Raw genomic sequence first — 20,482 nt, 5'->3', positions numbered from 1 at the left:
TATAAAACCAATTTCTAATGTTGGCATTTGGAAAGATATACACATAAAACTAGAAGGCCCAGTAGTAAACAGTTTACACAGGGTATTTATAAAAGATTTTTATTTTGCTAGTAATGATGAAGTTCTATTACATAAAAAATATATTTCTAAAAATGAGGTTAAAGGGCAACATACTGCTCAAATAGTAGCAGCTGGCCCAGACTCTAAGCAACCTGCCATTATGCAGCAATATATAGAGATGATAAATATTGCCGAAAAATGTATTTGCATTGCTAACCCATACTTTATACCAAGCACATCTGTACTACAAGCTTTAAAAATTGCGGCTTTAAGTGGTGTAACTATAAATATTTTAATCCCAAAAGTGTCAGACTCACTTGTAGCAAAATACAGTATGTTCTCTAGGTTAGAAGAACTTTTAGAAGTTGGTGTAAATGTTTTTTTAAGACCAGATTTTTCTCATAGTAAAATGATATTAATAGATGGAGAAATAACATCTATAGGCTCTGGGAATTTTGATTACCGAAGCTTTGAGCACAATTTTGAAACCAACGCCATTATATATGATAGCGCAATAACCAAAAAAATACAAGCAGATTTTAATACAATTTGTAAACAAGACACTAAACTTAAGTACAACAAATTTAAAAACAGACCGCTATGGCACAAACTTTTTGAAGGTGTAGCCAAGTTTTTTAGTCCATTATTATAAAAATTAGATACAGTAACAAACAATGAAATTTATAATTTATATAGCATTATTTATGAGTGTACAATACATAAACGCACAACATATTACTCCGCAAATTATTAAAAAAGAAGCCTTAATTGCTTTATCCTATTACCCACAATTAAAAAATACAGAAATAGAATTTAGATTTAAAAACAACATTAAAAAATCTACAATGCAGGCACAACCTGTATTTGGCAGTCTTTTACGATCTAAAAAAAAGAGAAAGTATTTAGTTTTAATAAGTGAAAAATTTAAAATATCTGGTAAAGAATTTAAAACTACAGATGTAGACAGCGATATATTAATTGGCTGGTTAGGTCATGAACTTGGCCATATTTTAGATTACCAAAACCGTAGTAGTTTAAATTTAATGTGGTTTGGTATAAAATACTCTTTGTCTGACAATTATATAAAAGAAGCTGAGCGCGCAGCAGATTCTTACGCAGTAAACTCTGGTATGGCTAACTATATTTTAAAAACCAAAAAGTTTATTTTAAACAACGCAGAGATTGATGAAGACTATAAAGCACGAATTAAAAAGTACTATTTATCTCCTGAAGAAATAATGGTATTAGTAAATGAATTAGAAAAAAAGAAGCAATAATTAATTGCTTCTTTTTTTCTAATTCATTTAAGAGTTATTTATCACAAAGTCTTCCCACTCTGCAAAACGCTCTTGCCCCATTACCCTTTCCATTTTCACTTGTCCGCCTTTCTTTTTATTACTTCCACTCCACTCATGAAAAACAGAAGGCATAACCGTAGTTACTTTAACACCCTCTAGAGCTTTAGACCTAGCAACCTTATAATTTTTATTTGCTTCTGTTAAAAAACGATCTAATTCTTCTGCTAACTCTGTGTTATTAATATTAGATTCTGTGCCTAAATACCAACAATGGTAAAAATCATCGTTAATACGGTTGGCACATAATGTATATTCTTGTATTTCTATATTAAATTGTTTTTCTAAATGTTGCACAGCATCATTTAACTTATTTACAGATAATTGCGAACCTACAGTGTTTAAAAAAAACTTTGTTCTACCTGTAATTTTAATTTCTGCACGTTCTATATCTGTAAACTCTATAGTGTCTCCTATAAGGTAACGCCAAGCACCAGCAACACTACTTAATATTAAAACATAATCTTGATTTAGCTTTACCTCTGCTATTGTAAGTGAAGGAGCATTTTGCACCAAAGAACCATCTGGCTTAATATAATCTGGATTAAAAGGAACAAACTCAAAATAAATTCCGTTATCTGTAACCAATTTCATAGCATCGGTTTCTGGTCTTTGCTGAAAAGCAATAAAACCTTCAGATGCCAAATAAGTATCTATAACTGTTATTGGCTTTCCTAATAGCGCATTAAAGCTTTTTTCATACGGTCCAAAAGCTACACCACCAGAGGTGTATACTTGTAGGTTAGGCCATATTTCATGTATGTTTTTTAGTCCGTTGTAGTCTATTACTTTTTTTAACATAAGCTCCATCCAAGACGGTATACCACTTAAGGCTCCTATATCCCAGTCTGATGCTTTCTCTGCTATACGTTGTACACGTGTATCCCAATCTGCAATTTGAGCAATCTCTTTTCCTGGCTTATAATAGTTTTGAAACCAAAACGGAATATTACTAGCGCTTATTCCACTAATTTCACCTTCTAATGCGTTGTTATGTTCTTCTAAATCTGTAGAACTACCCAGCATCATAATTTCTTTTTCAAAAAAATCTGCAGGTAAATCAAAGTTTTTAAGTGCCAAAACTTGTTGTATACCAGCATTACGTATGGCTTTAACCATATCATCTGTAACAGGTATACGTTTGCTAGTTTTTCCTGTTGTACCAGAACTTAAAGCAAAATAATCTGGACTATTAGGCCAAGTAATATTTTCTTCTCCTTTTTGTACATTTTGCCACCAATTAGTAGTTATTTGATCATAGTCTGAGAAGGGTACTATATTTTTAAACTCTTTCTCTATATTACCTGAGTTTAATATATGACTAAACTTATAATGCTTTCCAAATTTTGTATTTTCTGCTGTACTTAATAAACTTTTAAGTACTGCTTTTTGTTCTTCTACTGCATTATTACTTGTAGAGATAATATCTGAAGCATGAATAATTCCTTTAATTATGTTTCCTATTATAGCCATTTGTTAGTGTTTAAGGTGATTTAATATGCAACTAGGCCTATTGAAAAAAGTATCTAGGTCATAGAGCAACAAAAGTCTTATAATTTTAAACAGGAGTTTAACTCATTTAAAACTATTATTAACACTAAGAAAATAAAAGGATGGTTAAAATTTAAGCATAAAAAAACCAGTAAATAAATTTACTGGTTTTGTTTTTTAGCTTATTGCCAAACAGTTATACTAATTAAGTAATACAAAGTTATGATGTTTAATGACTATTCCCCAAATAGTATTAATACTAACTCCAACGTTTTAACTTAAACACATATTACCTGGCATTGTTGCAATCTTAACATATTTAACACTCAAAAAAACTAATATTTCTGAAGGCAATAAGACTAAAACTTAGTACGAATTAACAAAGTCTATTACTTGGCCATCTAATAACCTTGGACAATAGATTTCTAGCTCTTCATCACCGTCATGATCAATAGTAAATACACTTTCTTCTCCTGGCATTAATGATTTAAGTGATTCGTTAGAATCATGACCTGCTATAGATAAGTAAGCATCATAATAAATTGGAGCTATACCATTATTTTTTACTGTTAAAATTGATTTACCGTCTATTTTAACAAATTTTGTTACCTCAAACTTATAACCAGTAGCTAAACTTGCTTCTTTAATTCTGTTTTTGCTTTGATATTCAAACTGGTCATTACCTATTATATATGTAATATGAAAATCCGCTGCAAAAGTCTCAAAAGGTTCTTCGTCTGTACCTGTAGGCGAAAGCACGTTTTCTTGGTCATAATCAGTATAATAACTAAACTCTCCCCCTATAGGTGAAATTTCAAATCTATCCCTTCCAAAAAAGTTATGCTTACTTACATTATCACTCCAGTCTTCTATGTTCATAAAAGAATCATCAAAAACACCAAAAGGTAAGTTTAATAAAGATGTATTTTGACTAAACGGGCTATATCTAGATGATTTTGCATCAATAGAAAATGACCAATGTAGGCTGTAAAATACATCATTTAACTTATTTAAAAATGTTGTTTGAAATGATTTGCTAGGAAAAGTTCTATCCTCTATAAAAAGACCGTTATAATTATGATATTCTGCATAGTGTCCAAATCCTACTTGTATAAATGCCAATCTGTTATCTTCATCATACTCCAATGCAAATTTTTCATAAAACTCTAAAATAAAATCTTTTAACTCTTGGCTTCTCCAGTCTGGGTACCAAGTATCCTCACCTTCTGCTTTAGCCTTTTTTTCTATATATCCATTACTATTTTTAATATACTGTGGTACAGTTGTCTTAAAACCTGGATATGTAATTCTAAATCTTAAAATTGCTTGATGATTTCTAGATGCTATATCATTTAATTTATTTTCAACAGCTGTCCAATCATAAACTCCTTTTTGAGATACAATATCATCATAATTCATATATGAATATTCTAAGCTATTTACCCCTTTGTTATTGTTATTATTATCATCCCAAAGTACTATTCCTGTCATTGGTTGCACTTTAGTAATTTCATCTACACCACCTAAATTATCTACGGTGACATCAATTACTTCTTCGTCTACGTTTTCTTCAATATCATCAAAAAATTCGTCATACTTACCATCACAACTAACGGCAAAAGCACTAGCAATTAACACTACAAATAATAATTTTTTCATAATTTTTATTTTCAATTTAAAGTTAAAAAGAGCTCTTTTATGTTTTTTTATAAGCTCCATTATTTTTTTGGTTACTCTATATGGTTATTTGGCTTAGTTAACTTTAAGAAAAATACTTACGTGTAATTTCCTTTTACTAGATCTTTAATAAGAAATACTCTACAAACAACTAATTATTGTAATTAGCGTTTTATTGTTAGACTATGGTAGCAACAATAGTCTTATTAAACAAACAATATTAAATAGCGCAGCAATTAATCCTACAAGCAATATTTTCTTCATAATTTTTAAATTTTAATTAGAAAAGAGCTTGTATTATTTTTGCAATACAAGCCCGTGTATTAATTTATTTTAGAATAATTTTTTTTGTGGTTGTATTGTGTGGTGTTTTAACTTTTAGTATTACCATACCTCTTAATAAACTTTCTACAGGAACAACCTCTGTATGGTTACCAGTTTTTACATATGTATTTTTTGAAAAATATACAGCTCCATCCATACCTACTAGTTGTACAGATACTTCTCCTGCAATTTCTACTGAGTAATTAATAGAAATTTCATTTATTGCAGGGTTGGGATAAACTATTAAGTCTAAGTTAGTAACATCTACTTCTTCTTTTACTTTGCTTACTGTAATAACTTTACTAGCCGTAGCAGCTTTGTTAGCTGTAGAAGCACCTAATGATAAGTAAACCATACTGTTACCATTTGTAGGTACAGCACCTAAACTATTACCCCAATTTTTAGTATGCCCTTCTAAACCTATACCTATAGTACCAGAGTTTCCTAAACCTAACTGAGACTTAAGTATTTTACCTTCTATACTTGTTGGGGTCATTACAAACTCTATACCCTCTGAGTTAATTACATTGCTAAAAGGCCACCCTGTACTTGCACCATTGTATTGGTGCAATACATTGTAATTTGCATCTATAAAATAATCGGTTTTATCTGTCCACATATAAGGGTGACCAGTTGCTCCGTTAGTATTTATAAAAACGTTGTACTCATCTAGCTCTTGTGCATCAATATCTGCGTATAAATAAATATAATTATCATCTGCATAACCGTAAATACTACTAAAAGAACTGCCAGTAACACCTGTAATTAATGGTTGATAATCCTCTACTGGGCTTTTATAACCATCTACAGCTAAAGTTCCTGCACCAGATCCTCCGTTTAAAGTTAAATACACCATTCCGTTATTTTGTAAAGGAATAGACCCTACAGATGTTGGCCAATTATTAGTATAACCTATAATACCTAAACCTATGGTACCGGTATTACCAATGCCTAATGCATATTTAGGTATACGCCCTTCTATAGTTGTTGCTGTTTTAACACATCTAACATTCATAACACTATTATCTGCTGCAAAAGGCCAAGCTGCGTTACCGTTTTCATTGTAAGTGTTTAAAAGGTTTAAGCTTCCGTCTACATAGTAATTTGTTTTTTCTACCCAAGTTTCTTTAAAACCAGTACTAGAATTTGTATTTACAAAAATTGAATATTCTGGTAAACTACCTGAGTACTCTGCATATACGTACACAAAGTTTTCATCATCATAAGCATATATACTAGACCATACTCCTTGGTTTACGCCAGTTTGTAATGCTATGTAGTTTTCACTAGCACTATTTACACCATCTATCGCTGCAGATTGGTCTCCAATACTAGCTCCGTATTCTATAGCGCCGGCATCTACTATATCATTAAATATTCTTTCATTACCCAAATAGTCTACTTCATCTTCAGCTACTGTATATAAAGGGTCTCCAGCATCTATAGCTCCAGATGTAGGTAACAAGTTAAAGTCTACATTTGGACTTGTAGTATTCACAAATTTAGGATCTACAAACTGTGAGTTTTGGTCTAAATTTGGTTTTTGTTGTTGGTAATAAGCAAAATTTCCATATCCATCACCACCAGCATTAGACCAGTCAAAGTAACCATTATGAGTACCTTCTGTATCTGTGTAATAAATATTATAGTCAAAATCTATAGTACTTAAATATGGTACATTAGCATCTGAAGGTTTTGCTACTACTACTAAACTTTTATGATCAACAGCATAAAAAATGTTATTTTTAACAGTTAAGTTTCTTACATTTCTAGCTATAATTAATTCAGCTCCTGTTAATACATCAAGGTATGTATCATTAGTACTACCATTTCTATAAGAAGTATTTCCTATTACTTTTATACTGTCTACATAAGCTTCTTCCTTACCTTCTGGCACTCCCAATATAAAACCTACGTAAGAGTTATCATAAGCAATATTATTTTTAAGCGTATGGCCACCAGAGTTGGTATTTTTAGTCTCATTCCCAATAGAAAAACCAACTTGCCCATCTGAAACTATATTATTTTCTATTGTAACGTATTTAGAACCATCACAATAAATACCAGCAGCAGTGGCAATAGGAGACCTACAGCTAGTTACTTTGTTATTTTTTATAAGACCATTACGTGCATAATTGTACTTTTCTAGTAAAGTAGCCCCAGTAATATTCATAACCCATTTGTACCTACCAGCCGCAACAATTCCTATATTTTGTACTTCTGTAATTGTATTGTTTATTATTTTAAACCCATCAACATTACCATTAACCTGTATACCCTCTGTCCAACCTGGTATAACATGGTGTATATAATTGTTTTTTATAACCACATTCTTAATAGCAGTAGTACTTGTACCGGTTACATTAATTGGCCCACAATTATCACTTCCAGTTGCAGATTTTAATATTGCTTTTTCTGATTCATTAAAATTTACTCTATTAATTAAAGGATCTACATTTGGAGTCCATGAAAAATCATAAATTTCATTACCTACTATTTCTATTTTTTCAGATGTATTTGCCAACTGTATACCAAACTTAGAATCCTTTATAATTGTATCATTTTTTATAGTTTTTAAACTATCATTACAGCGCATATTTTCTAGTTTAAACCCCTGTATTCTTACACTTTTAGCTCCGGATGTTACTGCTATTAATGAAGCAAACTTAACACTGTAAAGGTCTCTACCATTTATAATTACCTCTCCTTGGGCTTGTAATGTAAACCAGTTATTATCATTACCACCATTGGCAGATGTTATAAATATTCTTGTAGCTTCTGTTGGGTAATACGTACCAGGCTTAACTATAATTTGCTCATCAGAAACCATATTAGCAATACCTAACACATTACCTCTGTAGTCTAACGCAGCTCTAATTGTTTTAAATGGATACGTTTCTGAACCATTTGATGCAGTGGTTCCTGTATAACTTGCATCTACATACAAGGTTGTTGGTCTTGTTTGCGCTACACTTGTTTCTATTTGTGTAATACATAAAAGAAATGTAAACAAAATTAAGCTTCTAAGTCTATAATTTAGACTGGGCTCTTTTTTGGTTAAAACTGTTTTTAAGTAGTTCAAAATTGTTTTCATAGTAGTAATAGTAGTTTTTAGTTATTTTTTATAATTGTGGTTATCTATTTTTAAGTGCATTCTATTTGTTAAAAATCTAATTATCAGTTTCAATTTAAAAATGTGTTCGAGCACATTTTGAAGCAAATATATAAAAATTATTAGTGTTCTCGATAACATTTTTTAAAAAAATATTAATATTATTATAAATTTTGATTTAAAAAAACAATATTAACAGACTAAAAATCTTACAAGATTAGGTTCTTAAGTACTAAAAACATTAGGAAAAATAGAATTATATGTTTGGATAGTAAATAAAAAATATGATTAAAATAAAATTAATAGTTAAACCTAGTCTGGCAAATTATAATACATAACAAGCTACAATTTGTTAAAAATTATATTTTTATATAAGTTTTATTTTTATACATATACCATAATAAAAGATACATAATACAAAACCCTCCAAATGATGTTAATGCATTGTAATATGCTCCAAAAAACTGTTCTAGACCAAATAAAATATCTTCTGAAATTTTTGGAAAATTTAATACGTGAGACAGAACATAAGCTGTAATTGCATTAACTCCTATAATTTTTAAAGGAAGACTCCACTTTACAATACCTTTTACATCTATAACTAAATAAAATATATTGTACAAAAGCATACATAACCCAGATGATAATAAAACAAATGTACTGTTCCACAACTTTTTAACACTAGGATGAAATATATTTAAAAACAAACCTATTGTAATAAATGCTAACCCTAATAAAAAAATATGTAATGCTGTTTTTTTGGGAGATAAGTTTGATTTTAGTATTTCTCCTATAAATAAACCCGAAAGTGTAGTTGCTGTAAACCCTAAACTACTTAACAGCCAAGTGTACTGGTAACCATCATCAAACCTACCAAAAACTATATTGTCTACATAAATAGCAATATTTTTATCTGGTAATAACTCACTAATCCCTATACCTGGTACAGGTGCAAGCTCTAGCAACAATATATATATAATGAGAAACGTTGCAAAAGCTATATATCTATTTATTTTACTTAAATGAATATAAAATATACAAGCAAATAAATAGCCAACTGCAATGGCTTGTAATGTATTACTAAAAATTTTAAACTCATTAATACTAAAGTGTAGTAAATTTCCCTGTACAACCCAACCTAGTATAAATAAAATAAAAAAGCGTTTAATTATGTGCGGGTAAAGCTTTAATTTATTATCAATTTCTTTTTTTCGTTTTTCTAAAGAAAAAGGAATTACCACTCCTACTAAAAATAGGAATAAAGGCATAATAATGTCATAAAAATGAAACCCAAACCACTTTGGATGCTTAAATTGAGTAGCTAAAAAACCAGAAAAATTAGTTTGCGAAGCGTTATGTAAGTTTTCAAAAAAGTGATCTGCAAAAATAATCATAAGCATATCAAAACCTCTTAACGCATCTATTGATAATAACCTCTTATTTTGTTTATTTAAATTATCCACCTAAAAAATTATTAAACTTATGTGTAATAAAGCTGTCTAAATATTTTAAAAATTGATAAATTTTAGACTAGCCTTTTATTTTTTATGGGGAAAATATTAGTTTGTATTATTTTTACTCACAAAGTCCTGTAGACTCAATAGGAACCTCATAACTAACAAATTTACTAGTGCCTGTTACGTTAGGAAAAGTACCAACGGCAGCCCAACCAATAGTTAACTCTGTAAAAGCAAAGCTTATGGTACTACCTATAGAGCCAAACTGAGTTTTTGGAATACTAAATTCTATAGCGTTTGTATCATTATCTACACTAATAACACCAGATGAAGTAAGGTTTTCTCCAGAACCAGCTAAAGCAGACCAACCCCAACCTCCATTAGGATCTGTATGTTGAAAAAAAGACCCCCAAGAATTACTAAGCAAAGGACCTTCAAACAATAGTTCTGCTCCAGAGCCTTCTGGCCACTGCCAGCTTAAAAAACCGCTAGATGCGTCTCCGTCTGTACTTATAAATATATTAACTAGCTCCATTTGCATAGTAGAATTGCCTTCTAAGTAAACATTTACGTTATCTCCTTTTCCCCATACTTTTATTTTTTGCATGGATGCTGCTGTTGGTTCTTGATATAAATATTCTATAGATTCCCAATCTGTAAAATCACCATCAATTGCTATATCTACATCAAGAACTTCTGGAGCTGTAATTATTTTTGTTACAGCAGCCTCTTGTCCTAAATCATTAATTGCGGTTAATGTTACCTTTATCTCCCCTCCTATATTAACATACCTATAAGTAGGGTTCTCCTTGTCACAGTAAAAACTTAGATCTCCAAAATCCCATCTATAGGTAGTTGCACCTTCAGAAAGGTTTGTAAATGAAAATAAATTATCATCATTAGAAAATGAAAAATCTGCAACAACATTACCATTATCAGAATTAGTGTCAGTGTCATCTGATCCGCAGCTCAAAATGAGAAAAACAGAAAAGGTGCTTAGTAAGAAAATTATTTTTTTCATAATCATTATAGTTAAAGATTAAATTTTGATTTTAGTTAATGGTTAGTGTGTGAGAAAGCTTATTTAAACCTTCTAATGCGTTCCAAGTATCACTATTTGCTAGTTGTATTGCATATTCTGGCCTGTCTGCCAATTTACTGCTTTGGTCTTCAATTTTTAAAAACAAGTCATATTTTCCTGCAGGAATTCCTGTTAATGCAACAGACTCATTTAATTGTAAATCTACATTAGGTAACACTTTTCTAACATCAAAATTTAATGCCTTTTTATACAAGGTTCCATCTGTAGCTTTAAGTACTAAAAAAGTATTTTTCTGATTATAAACTGGAGCATACCCAACATTACTTATCACTGCATTTAAATTAAAATTACTGCTAGCAGTTACTTCTTTTTGTAATTCTGCAGATTTTAAAACAAGTCTGTATCCTAACTTTTTTTGAAAATCTACAAAGCAGCTATTATTTCTCCAGACATTAAGCACTGGACCATACCAATCTAAGTTTAAATATGTCCATTTTAACAAAGTCATTTCCTCCTCTGCTGTAGCACAACTAGCTGTTGGTATTCCGCTAGGCGGACAAGTTTCTCCGCCAGTAGGCACAAAACTTGCTTCATCACTAATATAACTTTTTTCAATAGTTACATTCTGGTAAGTACCATAATCATCTACACTAGCTAAAAAACAATCGTTATGAAAACCCACACGGGCTATGTCTGTTGTACCGTACCCAACGGTTTCATCTATAGCATTGGTATAATCAAAAACTTCTTGCTTATATTTTGGTGTTCTTAATTGTATTTTTACTTCTTTAGGAAATACATCTAACAGCTTGTTTACAACGGCTTTTCTACTTTCTGTTGTTGTTAAGTTATTTGTTGAAAAAGCCCATTCTCCCCATGAGCCAATAAAACCAGCTTGTACAAAAGCTATTACATCTGCATTATCTGACACTATTGGTTTAAGCTGATCTAAGTGGTTTTCTATTATGTTTAATGGAGCATCAGTTTCATCAGAATTACTATTATATGCAAAACGCAAAACACATTTAATTCCTGCTTCCCTTAACCTTTCAAAATCTGTTTTAATCAGGTTTAACTGAACTTCACTTAAATCTGAATTTTTAAAAGCATCTAAATAGTATAGTCGTAAAATAATAGTTACATTTTCATTTTTTAAACTGTTTAATGTCACTAAGCTTAACGGATCTCCTTCAGAGAGAACACTCCAGCTATGCATAAATCCACGTTCTGGATTAGAAATTACTTCTAAAGATTCTGTATATTTTATTTCACTTAACGTGTCATCTGCAATTACCTCATCATCACCAGAAGAACTACTACTACAGCTAATAACCATAATTAATAGTGTTAACGCTAAAATTCTATTTTTCATCATTTTATTTTTTATAATAGTTAAAAGGGTATTAGTACGTATTTTTTATCCAGTTATATGGTTTTCTTTTAACCCAATTACCTCTTGTAAAGTCAGGGAAATCTTGAGGTTCACCATTGTTTTCTATAGATGCTTCTGACAAAGGTGTTATGGCGCTCCAGGCAGCTGCATCATAAGCATCCATTGGTGGTGCTATATTTTTTTTAGCAGCTTCTACAAAAGCATGAATTACAAAAAAGTCCATACCTCCATGTCCAGATCCATTAGCTAAATCGCCAAACTTTTTCCATAATGGGTGGTCATATTTTTTTAACCACTCATCTGCTTTATCCCATTTATGAGGCTCTGTTATTTTATCTATATGAATTCTATTACCATCTACTTCCCATAAACCATTTGCACCCTGAACTCTAAAACCTAAGGAATAAGGTCTTGGTGAATTGGTATCATGAGTAACAATTATACTTTCTCCATTAGATGTTTCTATGGTAGATGTTATTACGTCTCCCAGTTTAAAATTTAATTTTGCATTTGGATGATGTTTTCCTCCGTTCTCTACTATGTAATTATGAAGCCCTACTGCTTTAGTAGCCGTAGATGTTAGTGTCATAAACCTGTTACCTCTATTAATATCACACATTGCAGCCACAGGTCCAATACCATGAGTAGGGTAAATATCTGCATTTCTTAATAAGGAGTGTTGTGTTCTCCATGCAGATTCTGATATTCCTTTTTCTCCAAACTCTACACCTTTACCGTAGGGTGTTTTACCATCATTAAATTTTACATGTCTTAAGTCATGCTGATAACCACATCTAAAATGTAATAGTTCTCCAAAAACGTTTTGCTTTACCATATTAAGTACAGCCATAACGTCTCTTCTGTAATTAACATTTTCTAAAATCATTAAATGTGTTCCGGTTTCTTCATGTGTATTAACAAGATCCCAACATTCTTCCATTGTGTTGGCTGCAGACACCTCTAAACCGGTATATTTACCAGCTCTCATTGTATCTTTTGCCATAAGCGTATGCCACAACCACGGAGTAGAAATAATTACAGCATCTACATTGTTTAAATCTAAAAGGTTTCTATAATCATAATCATCTTTACCAAACGTTAAGGGCTTTTTTTGCCCTTTACTTGTAATTTTATTTACTGCAATATCAATTCTTTTAGGGTCAATATCACATATTGCAGTTATTGTAATATCGTCCCTTAACAAAAGGTTATCTAAATGGTTAGTGCCGCGTAAGCCTACGCCTATCATACCTATTTTAAGGTTATGATGTTTATTATTATTACTATTATTAATTCCAAAAGTCAATCCTGGTAAAAGAGATATTCCTGTTCCTAGAATTGTACTTTTTTTTATAAAATTTCGTCTGGAGTCCATTATATTTTCTTAATTATTCTGTGTAATTAGTTGTTGTATTAAAGTGTAATTAATTTAGATATAAGGATTGCCTATTTATATACAAAATAAACAACCCTCACCTACTAAACTAACTGAACTAATTGTAACCTGGGTTTTGTAAAAAAGCACCTTTACCCTCACTTACCTTATCTAGAGAAAAAGGAAAGAGAGCTTTATGTGGAGCTGTTTGACTAGAAACACCATTTAAATCTATATTATAATCACTGTATTTACCGTGTCTAATTAAATCTGCTCTGTATTGGCCATTTTCACACCAATATTCATGAGACCTTTCTAATAAAATCATTTTATTAAATGTATCTATGTCTGCATAATCTGCTAGTAAAATTGCATCTAAACCTGCTCTATTTCTAACCATATTAACTAAATCTATAGCCTGTTGGCTAGGAGTGTTATTTTTATTGGCCAAAGCTTCTGCCTTAGACAATAAAACATCTGCATACCTATACATTACAATATCTACCGTTGTTATTGCTGTACTTCTGGCTGCATCTTCTGAAATTTTTAATGGTATAGGTCCGTATTGCATAATAGTACCAGGGTTACTTCTATTATAGGTAACACCATCTGTACCCACATACTCTGCTATAAGATTTGTTTTTCTTATATCTTGCTCTTCAAAAGAATCATAAAATTTCCAAGAGCTTTGTATTGTTCCCCAACCTGCTCTTCCTGGGTAGTTTGATGGTAACACCATTAACTGCCATTGATTTTCGCTGGTACCGGCATAATCTGCAGGTATAGCCCAAATAATTTCGTTACTATCTACAGGTGCTTGCACATCAAACATGCTCAAATAATCATCCTCTAACTCATAATGGTTCATAGCCATTATTAAATTAGCCTGTTTTTCTACGTCTGCCCATCTTTTTTCATGCAAATACAGCCTAATTAATAACATACGAGCCATACCCTGACTAAATCTCCCGTATTTAGCTTCTGATGGAGGTAACAAGTCTGAAGCTGCATCTAACAAATCTTTTTCAATAAAACGGACCATTTCATCATTACTTAACCTAGCTAAAGGTTCTTCACTTAAAGGATTTTTTAATACCTCTAATGGTGCTACTACTATTGGTCCATACATGTCAAAAAGTTCATAACACAACAGTGCTCTTGCACATTTTATCTCTGCTATTCCAGATATTTTTAAATTTTCATTAACAGAAGAGTTTTGAATTCTATCAATACTCAATGTCATGCTACTTATTTTATTATAAAAATCATCATAAAAACGGGTTATGCCTCCACTATTTTGCGCAGTATAACTATGTAGTGTAGCTAGTTGTTGAACTCCAAAATCACCTTGAAGAATTTCAGTAGTTGCATCTAAAACAAACATAGTACCTTTTTCAGATGTGGAATGGATACCATCAGAATAAGCTCCTCTTAAAGGGTAATAAGCTGCATAAACCAATGATTGGATATCAGCCTCTGAGGTAGGAAAAATATCAGGATTAATTTCATCATAATTTACTGACTCTAATTCTGGATTACATGCAAATAATAAAGTTAAACAAGTGCCTAATAATATTAGTTTAATTTTTTTCATAATCATTTTTTTAAAATTTTAAGTCTAGACCAACAGTAAAAGTTCTAACATTAGGGTAAGATGCTACTAAATTTGATGTATCTCCACTAACATCAGGATCATAACCATTTGTTTCTGGATCTACTCCCTTATAAGGTGTAATAACAAAAATATTTTGTCCGCCTACACGTAATGCTGCACTAGACAAATGTTTACCAAAACAATTTTTAGGAAATTGATATGATAATGAAATATTACTTAAACGTATAAACCAGGCATCTTGTAAAAAGAAATCACCAGAGTCATATAATGAATAACCAAAATTAGATCCTGGCCTTGTCGTAGATGGGTTTTCTGGTGTCCATCTATTCAATATATTTCTTAATGCATTTGCACCATTTTTTGCTACACCGTCTGTAGATACCCCGTAAGTAAAATCTGTTGCATCTATAATTTCTCTACCAAACATTGCATTAAAATGAAAGTTTAATTGAAAGTTTTTGTAAGTAATCATATTACTAAAACCTGCAATAAAATCTGGGTCTGAAGAACCAAGTAATACAATATCTGCTTCATCAATTTTTCCGTCTGCTTCTCCTGTTCTTTGAAAAATACCATTTTCATCAACAATAGGGTTTCCAGATCCATCCCTTAAATAACCGTTTACATCTTTTAATTTTATTTGACCAGGAAATAAATCTGGTTGTGCAGTTACTACTTCACCTGCTTGCATTATTCCGTCAGATAAATAACTAAACTGCGCACGTATAGGATCATCTACATTTTCATAAACTGCTGGTTTCCAATCTGGAGCCCTTTCTAGCCACCTATCATCAAAGGTTGAATAAGTGAATGTACTTTTCCAAGTAAAATTTTTAGTTTGAATATTTACTGTATTTAAAGTAAACTCTATACCTCTACTTTGGGTTTTTCCAATATTTGCCCAAACTTGATTTATCTCGTTGTATGAGTTAATTGGGTTTAAACTTAAAAGGTCTGAAATTTCTTTATCAAAAAGCTCTACAGATCCGGAAACTCTATTTTTAAAGAAACCAAAGTCTAATCCTAAGTTTTTTTCTGTTGTTGTTTCCCATTTTAAGCTTGGATTTGCTAACCTTGATGCAAAAACACCAACTAGTACAGATTCATCAGGATTTAAATAAGCTGGTTTTGCAAAATATGAAGCAAATGCATTACCGCCTATATCTGCATTACCTGTTTGCCCATAACCATACCTTAATTTAAGCTGTGATACTTTACCCTTTAAACTTTTCATAAATGGTTCTTCTGCTATATTCCACCCTATTGCCATAGAAGGAAAGATTGCAAATTTGTTATTTTCTGAAAAATTACTGGAACCATCTCTACGTATTGTAGATGTTAAAATGTAACGATCTTTATATATGTAATTTAACCTACCAAAATAAGATACTATTTTACTAGTAGATTTAGAGGAACTTACATCTGGCACTCCTGCTCCTGCATTCATATTATTCCATAAAAAAGCATCTGTAATAAAATCATTATTAGCTAACGAATTTCCACTAGACTCAAAATTTTGATGAGAGTAACCAGCCAACAAGTTTAAACTATGATCTTCTAAAATATTAGCTTTATAATTTAAGGTAATGTCTAAAAGTTTATCATTTTTTTGTTCACTAGCTATTGAAGCTCTTCCGTTTTCATTTTCTCCCCATAACGTAGTTCTTGGTAAATAAGTGTTTCTTACACTTAAACCCTGGTCTATACCTGCTTGAGTTCTTAAAGTTAAACCCTTTAATGGTTTTACTTCTAAATACACATTTGCTAATGTCCTATCTGTTCTTGCCTCATCAGATATAGTAAGTAGAGATGCTGGGTTAGGAATTATAGCATAATCTGGATTAGTTGGATAATTACCAAAACTATCTACCTCGTCTATTAACGGACTATATTGTAAAGCAGATCTTATTATTCCTGAGTTTTCAAAAGCTTGCCCACCTAATTGTGTATTTTGATTATTTATTGTACTCTTTGTAAAGCTTAGACCAATACTAATTTTATCATTAAATTTTTGATTTAAATTAAAACGTAAAGAAGCTCTTTCAAACTCAGAACTTTTTAAAACTCCTTTATGCTCAAATAAATTACCAGACAAATAATATTTAGTAGACTCTGTACCTCCTTTTAATGAAATATTATGTTGTTGTATGCCGCCATCTCTAGTAACTATATCAAACCAATCTGTTCCTTTACTTGCATTATTTATTTGATCGTCTGAATAAACCCTTGTAAACGGAATACCATTTACAGGATTTGCAATAGCATCCTGTAATGTTCTGTTGCTATATGGAGCTACTCTATTTAAAAAAGCCCAATTTTCATAAACAGCTTCATTTCTTAACTGCATATACTCAGGCGCATTTAAAACATCATAATTATTTTCATAAGCTTGGTAAGAGTATGATGTGGAATAATCTACTTGCACTTTACCAGCTTTTCCTTTTTTTGTTGTAATAATCACAACTCCGTTTGCTGCCCTGGCTCCGTATATAGCTGTTGAACTTGCATCTTTTAAAACCTCTATAGACTCTATATCATTAGGATTAAATGAATTTAAAATACCTTGTGTACCACCACTATACCTGTTACCATCTCCTGGCTCTGTTAATTGAGATATTGGAAAACCATCTACAACAATTAAAGGTTCATTACTAGCATTTATTGATGCTGCCCCACGAATTCTAATATCTAAACCACCACCTGGTTGTGCACTATTTTGAATAATTTGTAACCCGGCTGCTTTTCCCTGTAGCGCATGTGCTATTGAAGGTGTAGAAGACAAGACTAAATCATCTCCTTTTACCTGAGATATAGCACCTACCAAGTCTTTTTTTCTTTGGCTACCATAACCAACAACTATTACTTCCTCTAAGCTAGTATTATTTTGTGCTAATTTTACATTAATTACAGTTTGATCTGCCACTAACACCTCTTTACTTACATATCCTAAATAGGTAAAAATTAATGTTGCTGTACCGTTCTCTGGAATATTTATTGCATAAATACCATCAAAATCTGTTTCTACCCCAATAGAAGTACCTTTAACCTGAATAGATGCACCGGGTAAAATTTCACCAGCTTCATTAGTAACTTTACCTGTTACAATGCTCTGCTGCATATGATTTTTTTCTGTCTTTAGAGCAACAGAAATTTTATTATCAAATGACTTTGCACTAATCTCTAAGAATGAGAATATTACTAATAATAGAGCCAGATTAAACTTTAAATCATAACTCTTTATGCTTGGCAGCATTTTAAGTTTTTTCATATCGAGTGGTTTTGTTATTTAGTAAATTAATGTAATTACTCTATTTCTTATCTTATTAAAACTACACTTACTATAAGATGTAATATTTTATATTTCATTAATTTATGTAGCTAATATATGTCAATTAATTTGAAAAACAAGGCAAAAACACAAAAAATGTGTTCGAACACATAAAAACTTAAAACTATAAGCAATGTAATAAAAAAATGTACATATGTTAACATAAAAATATACAGTATAAACTTATTTTAAACTAGTATTAAACACTAAAAAAAATAATAAAAACCTTGTTAAAAGTTATAGTGCATATATACTAAACAAAAAGAACAGGCTATTATATTAGAATCTTAATTGTATTGACTAATAATATAAATGGTTAAAGCTAAAATTCCCATTTTACAAATGCTTCCATTGCTGCATAATAAGATAATCCCAACTGATCATAAATAGATGCAGTTTCTTTATTACGATCTTCTGCTCTTTGCCAAAACTCTCTGCTATCTGCGCCCTGAAAAACTACACCATCTTTTTGAGACTGATGTTTAAAAATACCGCGTCTTTTTTCTAATACCTGGTCTGGTCCCATTGGCACAGCCATTTCTATTTCATCTATTCCCCACTCTTGCCAAGCTCCCCTGTATAACCAAACCCAACAATTGTTCATATATGGTTCTGACTTTAATCTTTTTACTGCTTCAAAAATAGCATCTAAACATACTTTGTGTGTGCCGTGTGGATCTGCTAAATCTCCTGCTGCATAAATTTGATGTGGCTTTATTTGATCTATAAGGTCTATAGTAAACTTAATATCTGCTTCTCCTAAAGGATTCTTTTCTATTGTGCCTGTTTCATAAAAAGGAAGATTCATAAAATGAATTTGATCATCATTTAAACCTACAAAATAGCTTGTAGCTCTTGCCTCTCCTTTTCTTATTAATCCTTTTATATAACGTACCTCTTCTATATCTACTTCACTAGCTTTTTTATTGGCTAAAAATTTAGCCGCTTTAGCAAAAATCTCTTCTGCCTTTTTGTCTTCAACAGAAAATTTCTCGTTATAATCGCACACAAAACTAGCAAAACGCAAAGCCTCATCATCTGCTACTGCTATATTACCAGAGGTTTGATATGCTACGTGTACTTCATGACCTTGTTCTACCAATCGTTTAAAAGTACCACCCATACTAATAATATCATCATCTGGGTGTGGACTAAAAATTAGTACTCGTTTTTTTTCTGGTGTAGCACGTTCTGGCCTGTTGCTGTCATCTGCGTTAGGTTTACCGCCTGGCCAACCCGTAATTGTATTCTGCAGCTTGTTAAATATTTTTATATTGATGTCGTAAGCCGGACCAGAATCTGCCAACAAATCGCTCATACCATTTTCTATATAATCCGCATCTGTAAGCATTAAAATTGGCTTATTTAAATGAAGAGCCAAGCTTAATACCGATTTTTTAATCAACTTATCTGTCCACTCTACTTTTTCTACCAACCAAGGAGTATCTACTCTTGTTAGTTTAGAAGCCGCTTCTTTATCTAAAACAAATACAGCATTGTTATGTTCTTGCAAAAAAGACGCTGGTACTTTATTTGTTACTTCTCCTTCTACAGACTGGGCTATAATATTAGACTTACTCTCTCCCCAAGCCATTAGAATTACTCTTTTGGCTTCCATTATTTTTTTTACTCCTAATGTTATTGCTGTTCTTGGTGTATTACTTAAACCTCCAAAATCTTTGCTTGCTGCAACTCTAGTAATATGGTCTAATGCTACTAATCTTGTTTTAGAGTTTTGTAAAGATCCAGACTCATTAAAACCTATATGACCATTACCTCCTATACCCAAAATTTGTAGATCTAAACCACCAGCTGCTTCAATTTTAGATTCATAATCACTACAGTATTTAGAGATGTTTGTTTTGGTTAAAGTACCATTAGGAATATTATAATTTTCTGGTAAAATATCTACTTGGTCTAAAAGTAGTTCTTTCATAAACCTAACATAGCTGTGTATAGAGTCTGGCTCCATAGGGTAATACTCATCTAAATTAAATGTAACTACGTTGTTAAAACTTAGCCCTTCTTCTTTATGTAGCCTCACTAATTCTGCATATAAACCTTTAGGCGTAGAGCCTGTAGCTAAACCTAATACGCACCTTTTATTCTCTTTTTGTTTTTCTCTAATTAAATTTGCAATTTCATTTGCTACGGATTTTGATGCGTTTGTAGAGTTTTTAAAAACAACCGTATTTATATTTTCAAATCTTTTTTCAAAACCTGTAGCCTTATCAATATTACTTTTTAACATGC

12 protein-coding genes are annotated in these 20,482 nt (G+C 31.3%); 2 read left to right on the top strand and 10 right to left on the bottom strand.

The window, feature by feature from the left end; translation table 11 throughout:
- Positions 1 to 712: phospholipase D-like domain-containing protein (locus tag ABJD66_RS08640; RefSeq protein ID WP_348130464.1), on the top strand; the 712-nt coding region annotated here is incomplete at its 5' end.
- Between the two features lie 22 nt (positions 713 to 734).
- Complete coding sequence (locus ABJD66_RS08635; protein WP_100896391.1) at positions 735 to 1,337, top strand: hypothetical protein; 603 nt, start codon at positions 735 to 737, stop codon at positions 1,335 to 1,337.
- 27 nt (positions 1,338 to 1,364) lie between these two features.
- Here the strand turns inward: ABJD66_RS08635 and ABJD66_RS08630 are convergent, their stop codons facing one another.
- The 10 genes from ABJD66_RS08630 to nagB all read right to left on the bottom strand — a co-directional run bounded on the left by ABJD66_RS08630 (position 1,365) and on the right by nagB (position 20,480).
- Complete coding sequence (locus ABJD66_RS08630) at positions 1,365 to 2,888, bottom strand: GH3 auxin-responsive promoter family protein (RefSeq protein ID WP_348130461.1); 1,524 nt, start codon at positions 2,886 to 2,888, stop codon at positions 1,365 to 1,367.
- A gap of 384 nt (positions 2,889 to 3,272) precedes the next feature.
- Positions 3,273 to 4,565 carry a hypothetical protein gene (locus ABJD66_RS08625; RefSeq protein WP_348130458.1) on the bottom strand — a complete coding sequence of 431 codons (1,293 nt, stop codon included), beginning with the start codon at positions 4,563 to 4,565 and terminating at the stop codon, positions 3,273 to 3,275.
- Positions 4,566 to 4,911: 346 nt separating this feature from the next.
- Entirely contained in the window at positions 4,912 to 8,001 is a 3,090-nt protein-coding gene (locus tag ABJD66_RS08620; protein WP_348130455.1) for a T9SS type A sorting domain-containing protein, read from the bottom strand.
- 377 nt (positions 8,002 to 8,378) lie between these two features.
- Positions 8,379 to 9,482: a DUF5009 domain-containing protein gene (locus ABJD66_RS08615; protein WP_100896395.1), complete on the bottom strand. Its 1,104-nt coding sequence runs from the start codon at positions 9,480 to 9,482 to the stop codon at positions 8,379 to 8,381.
- A 112-nt stretch (positions 9,483 to 9,594) separates the two neighbouring features.
- Positions 9,595 to 10,497 (bottom strand): PKD domain-containing protein, encoded by a 903-nt coding sequence (locus tag ABJD66_RS08610; RefSeq protein WP_157811141.1) that lies wholly within the window; start codon positions 10,495 to 10,497, stop codon positions 9,595 to 9,597.
- A 31-nt stretch (positions 10,498 to 10,528) separates the two neighbouring features.
- Positions 10,529 to 11,893 (bottom strand): DUF4832 domain-containing protein, encoded by a 1,365-nt coding sequence (locus ABJD66_RS08605; RefSeq protein WP_303543769.1) that lies wholly within the window; start codon positions 11,891 to 11,893, stop codon positions 10,529 to 10,531.
- A 28-nt stretch (positions 11,894 to 11,921) separates the two neighbouring features.
- A complete protein-coding gene (locus ABJD66_RS08600; protein ID WP_348130449.1) occupies positions 11,922 to 13,286 on the bottom strand; it encodes a Gfo/Idh/MocA family oxidoreductase in 1,365 nt (454 codons plus the stop codon).
- Between the two features lie 118 nt (positions 13,287 to 13,404).
- A complete protein-coding gene (locus ABJD66_RS08595; RefSeq protein WP_348130446.1) occupies positions 13,405 to 14,880 on the bottom strand; it encodes a RagB/SusD family nutrient uptake outer membrane protein in 1,476 nt (491 codons plus the stop codon).
- 10 nt (positions 14,881 to 14,890) lie between these two features.
- Complete coding sequence (locus ABJD66_RS08590; protein ID WP_348130443.1) at positions 14,891 to 18,169, bottom strand: TonB-dependent receptor; 3,279 nt, start codon at positions 18,167 to 18,169, stop codon at positions 14,891 to 14,893.
- Between the two features lie 382 nt (positions 18,170 to 18,551).
- The gene (nagB, locus tag ABJD66_RS08585; RefSeq protein WP_348130440.1) at positions 18,552 to 20,480 is read right to left on the bottom strand and encodes a glucosamine-6-phosphate deaminase; all 1,929 of its coding nucleotides are present in this window, start codon (positions 20,478 to 20,480) and stop codon (positions 18,552 to 18,554) included.
- Between the last annotated feature and the right edge of the window lie 2 nt (positions 20,481 to 20,482).

It is taken from the genome of Cellulophaga sp., from assembly GCF_039943695.1.
Taxonomy (GTDB): Bacteria; Bacteroidota; Bacteroidia; order Flavobacteriales; family Flavobacteriaceae; genus Cellulophaga.
The sequence above is the reverse complement of the archived record's forward strand: the minus strand, read 5'-3'. Positions and strand labels throughout refer to the sequence as shown.

What these genes read in the sequence shown, in the direction of transcription:
- ABJD66_RS08595 (WP_348130446.1), bottom strand. Translation starts at nt 14,880, where the DNA reads ATGAAAAAAATTAAACTAATATTATTAGGCACTTGTTTAACTTTATTA.
- ABJD66_RS08590 (WP_348130443.1), bottom strand. Translation starts at nt 18,169, where the DNA reads ATGAAAAAACTTAAAATGCTGCCAAGCATAAAGAGTTATGATTTAAAG.
- ABJD66_RS08625 (WP_348130458.1), bottom strand. Translation starts at nt 4,565, where the DNA reads ATGAAAAAATTATTATTTGTAGTGTTAATTGCTAGTGCTTTTGCCGTT.
- ABJD66_RS08600 (WP_348130449.1), bottom strand. Translation starts at nt 13,286, where the DNA reads ATGGACTCCAGACGAAATTTTATAAAAAAAAGTACAATTCTAGGAACA.
- ABJD66_RS08610 (WP_157811141.1), bottom strand. Translation starts at nt 10,497, where the DNA reads ATGAAAAAAATAATTTTCTTACTAAGCACCTTTTCTGTTTTTCTCATT.
- ABJD66_RS08635 (WP_100896391.1), top strand. Translation starts at nt 735, where the DNA reads ATGAAATTTATAATTTATATAGCATTATTTATGAGTGTACAATACATA.
- ABJD66_RS08605 (WP_303543769.1), bottom strand. Translation starts at nt 11,893, where the DNA reads ATGATGAAAAATAGAATTTTAGCGTTAACACTATTAATTATGGTTATT.
- ABJD66_RS08630 (WP_348130461.1), bottom strand. Translation starts at nt 2,888, where the DNA reads ATGGCTATAATAGGAAACATAATTAAAGGAATTATTCATGCTTCAGAT.
- ABJD66_RS08620 (WP_348130455.1), bottom strand. Translation starts at nt 8,001, where the DNA reads ATGAAAACAATTTTGAACTACTTAAAAACAGTTTTAACCAAAAAAGAG.
- nagB (WP_348130440.1), bottom strand. Translation starts at nt 20,480, where the DNA reads ATGTTAAAAAGTAATATTGATAAGGCTACAGGTTTTGAAAAAAGATTT.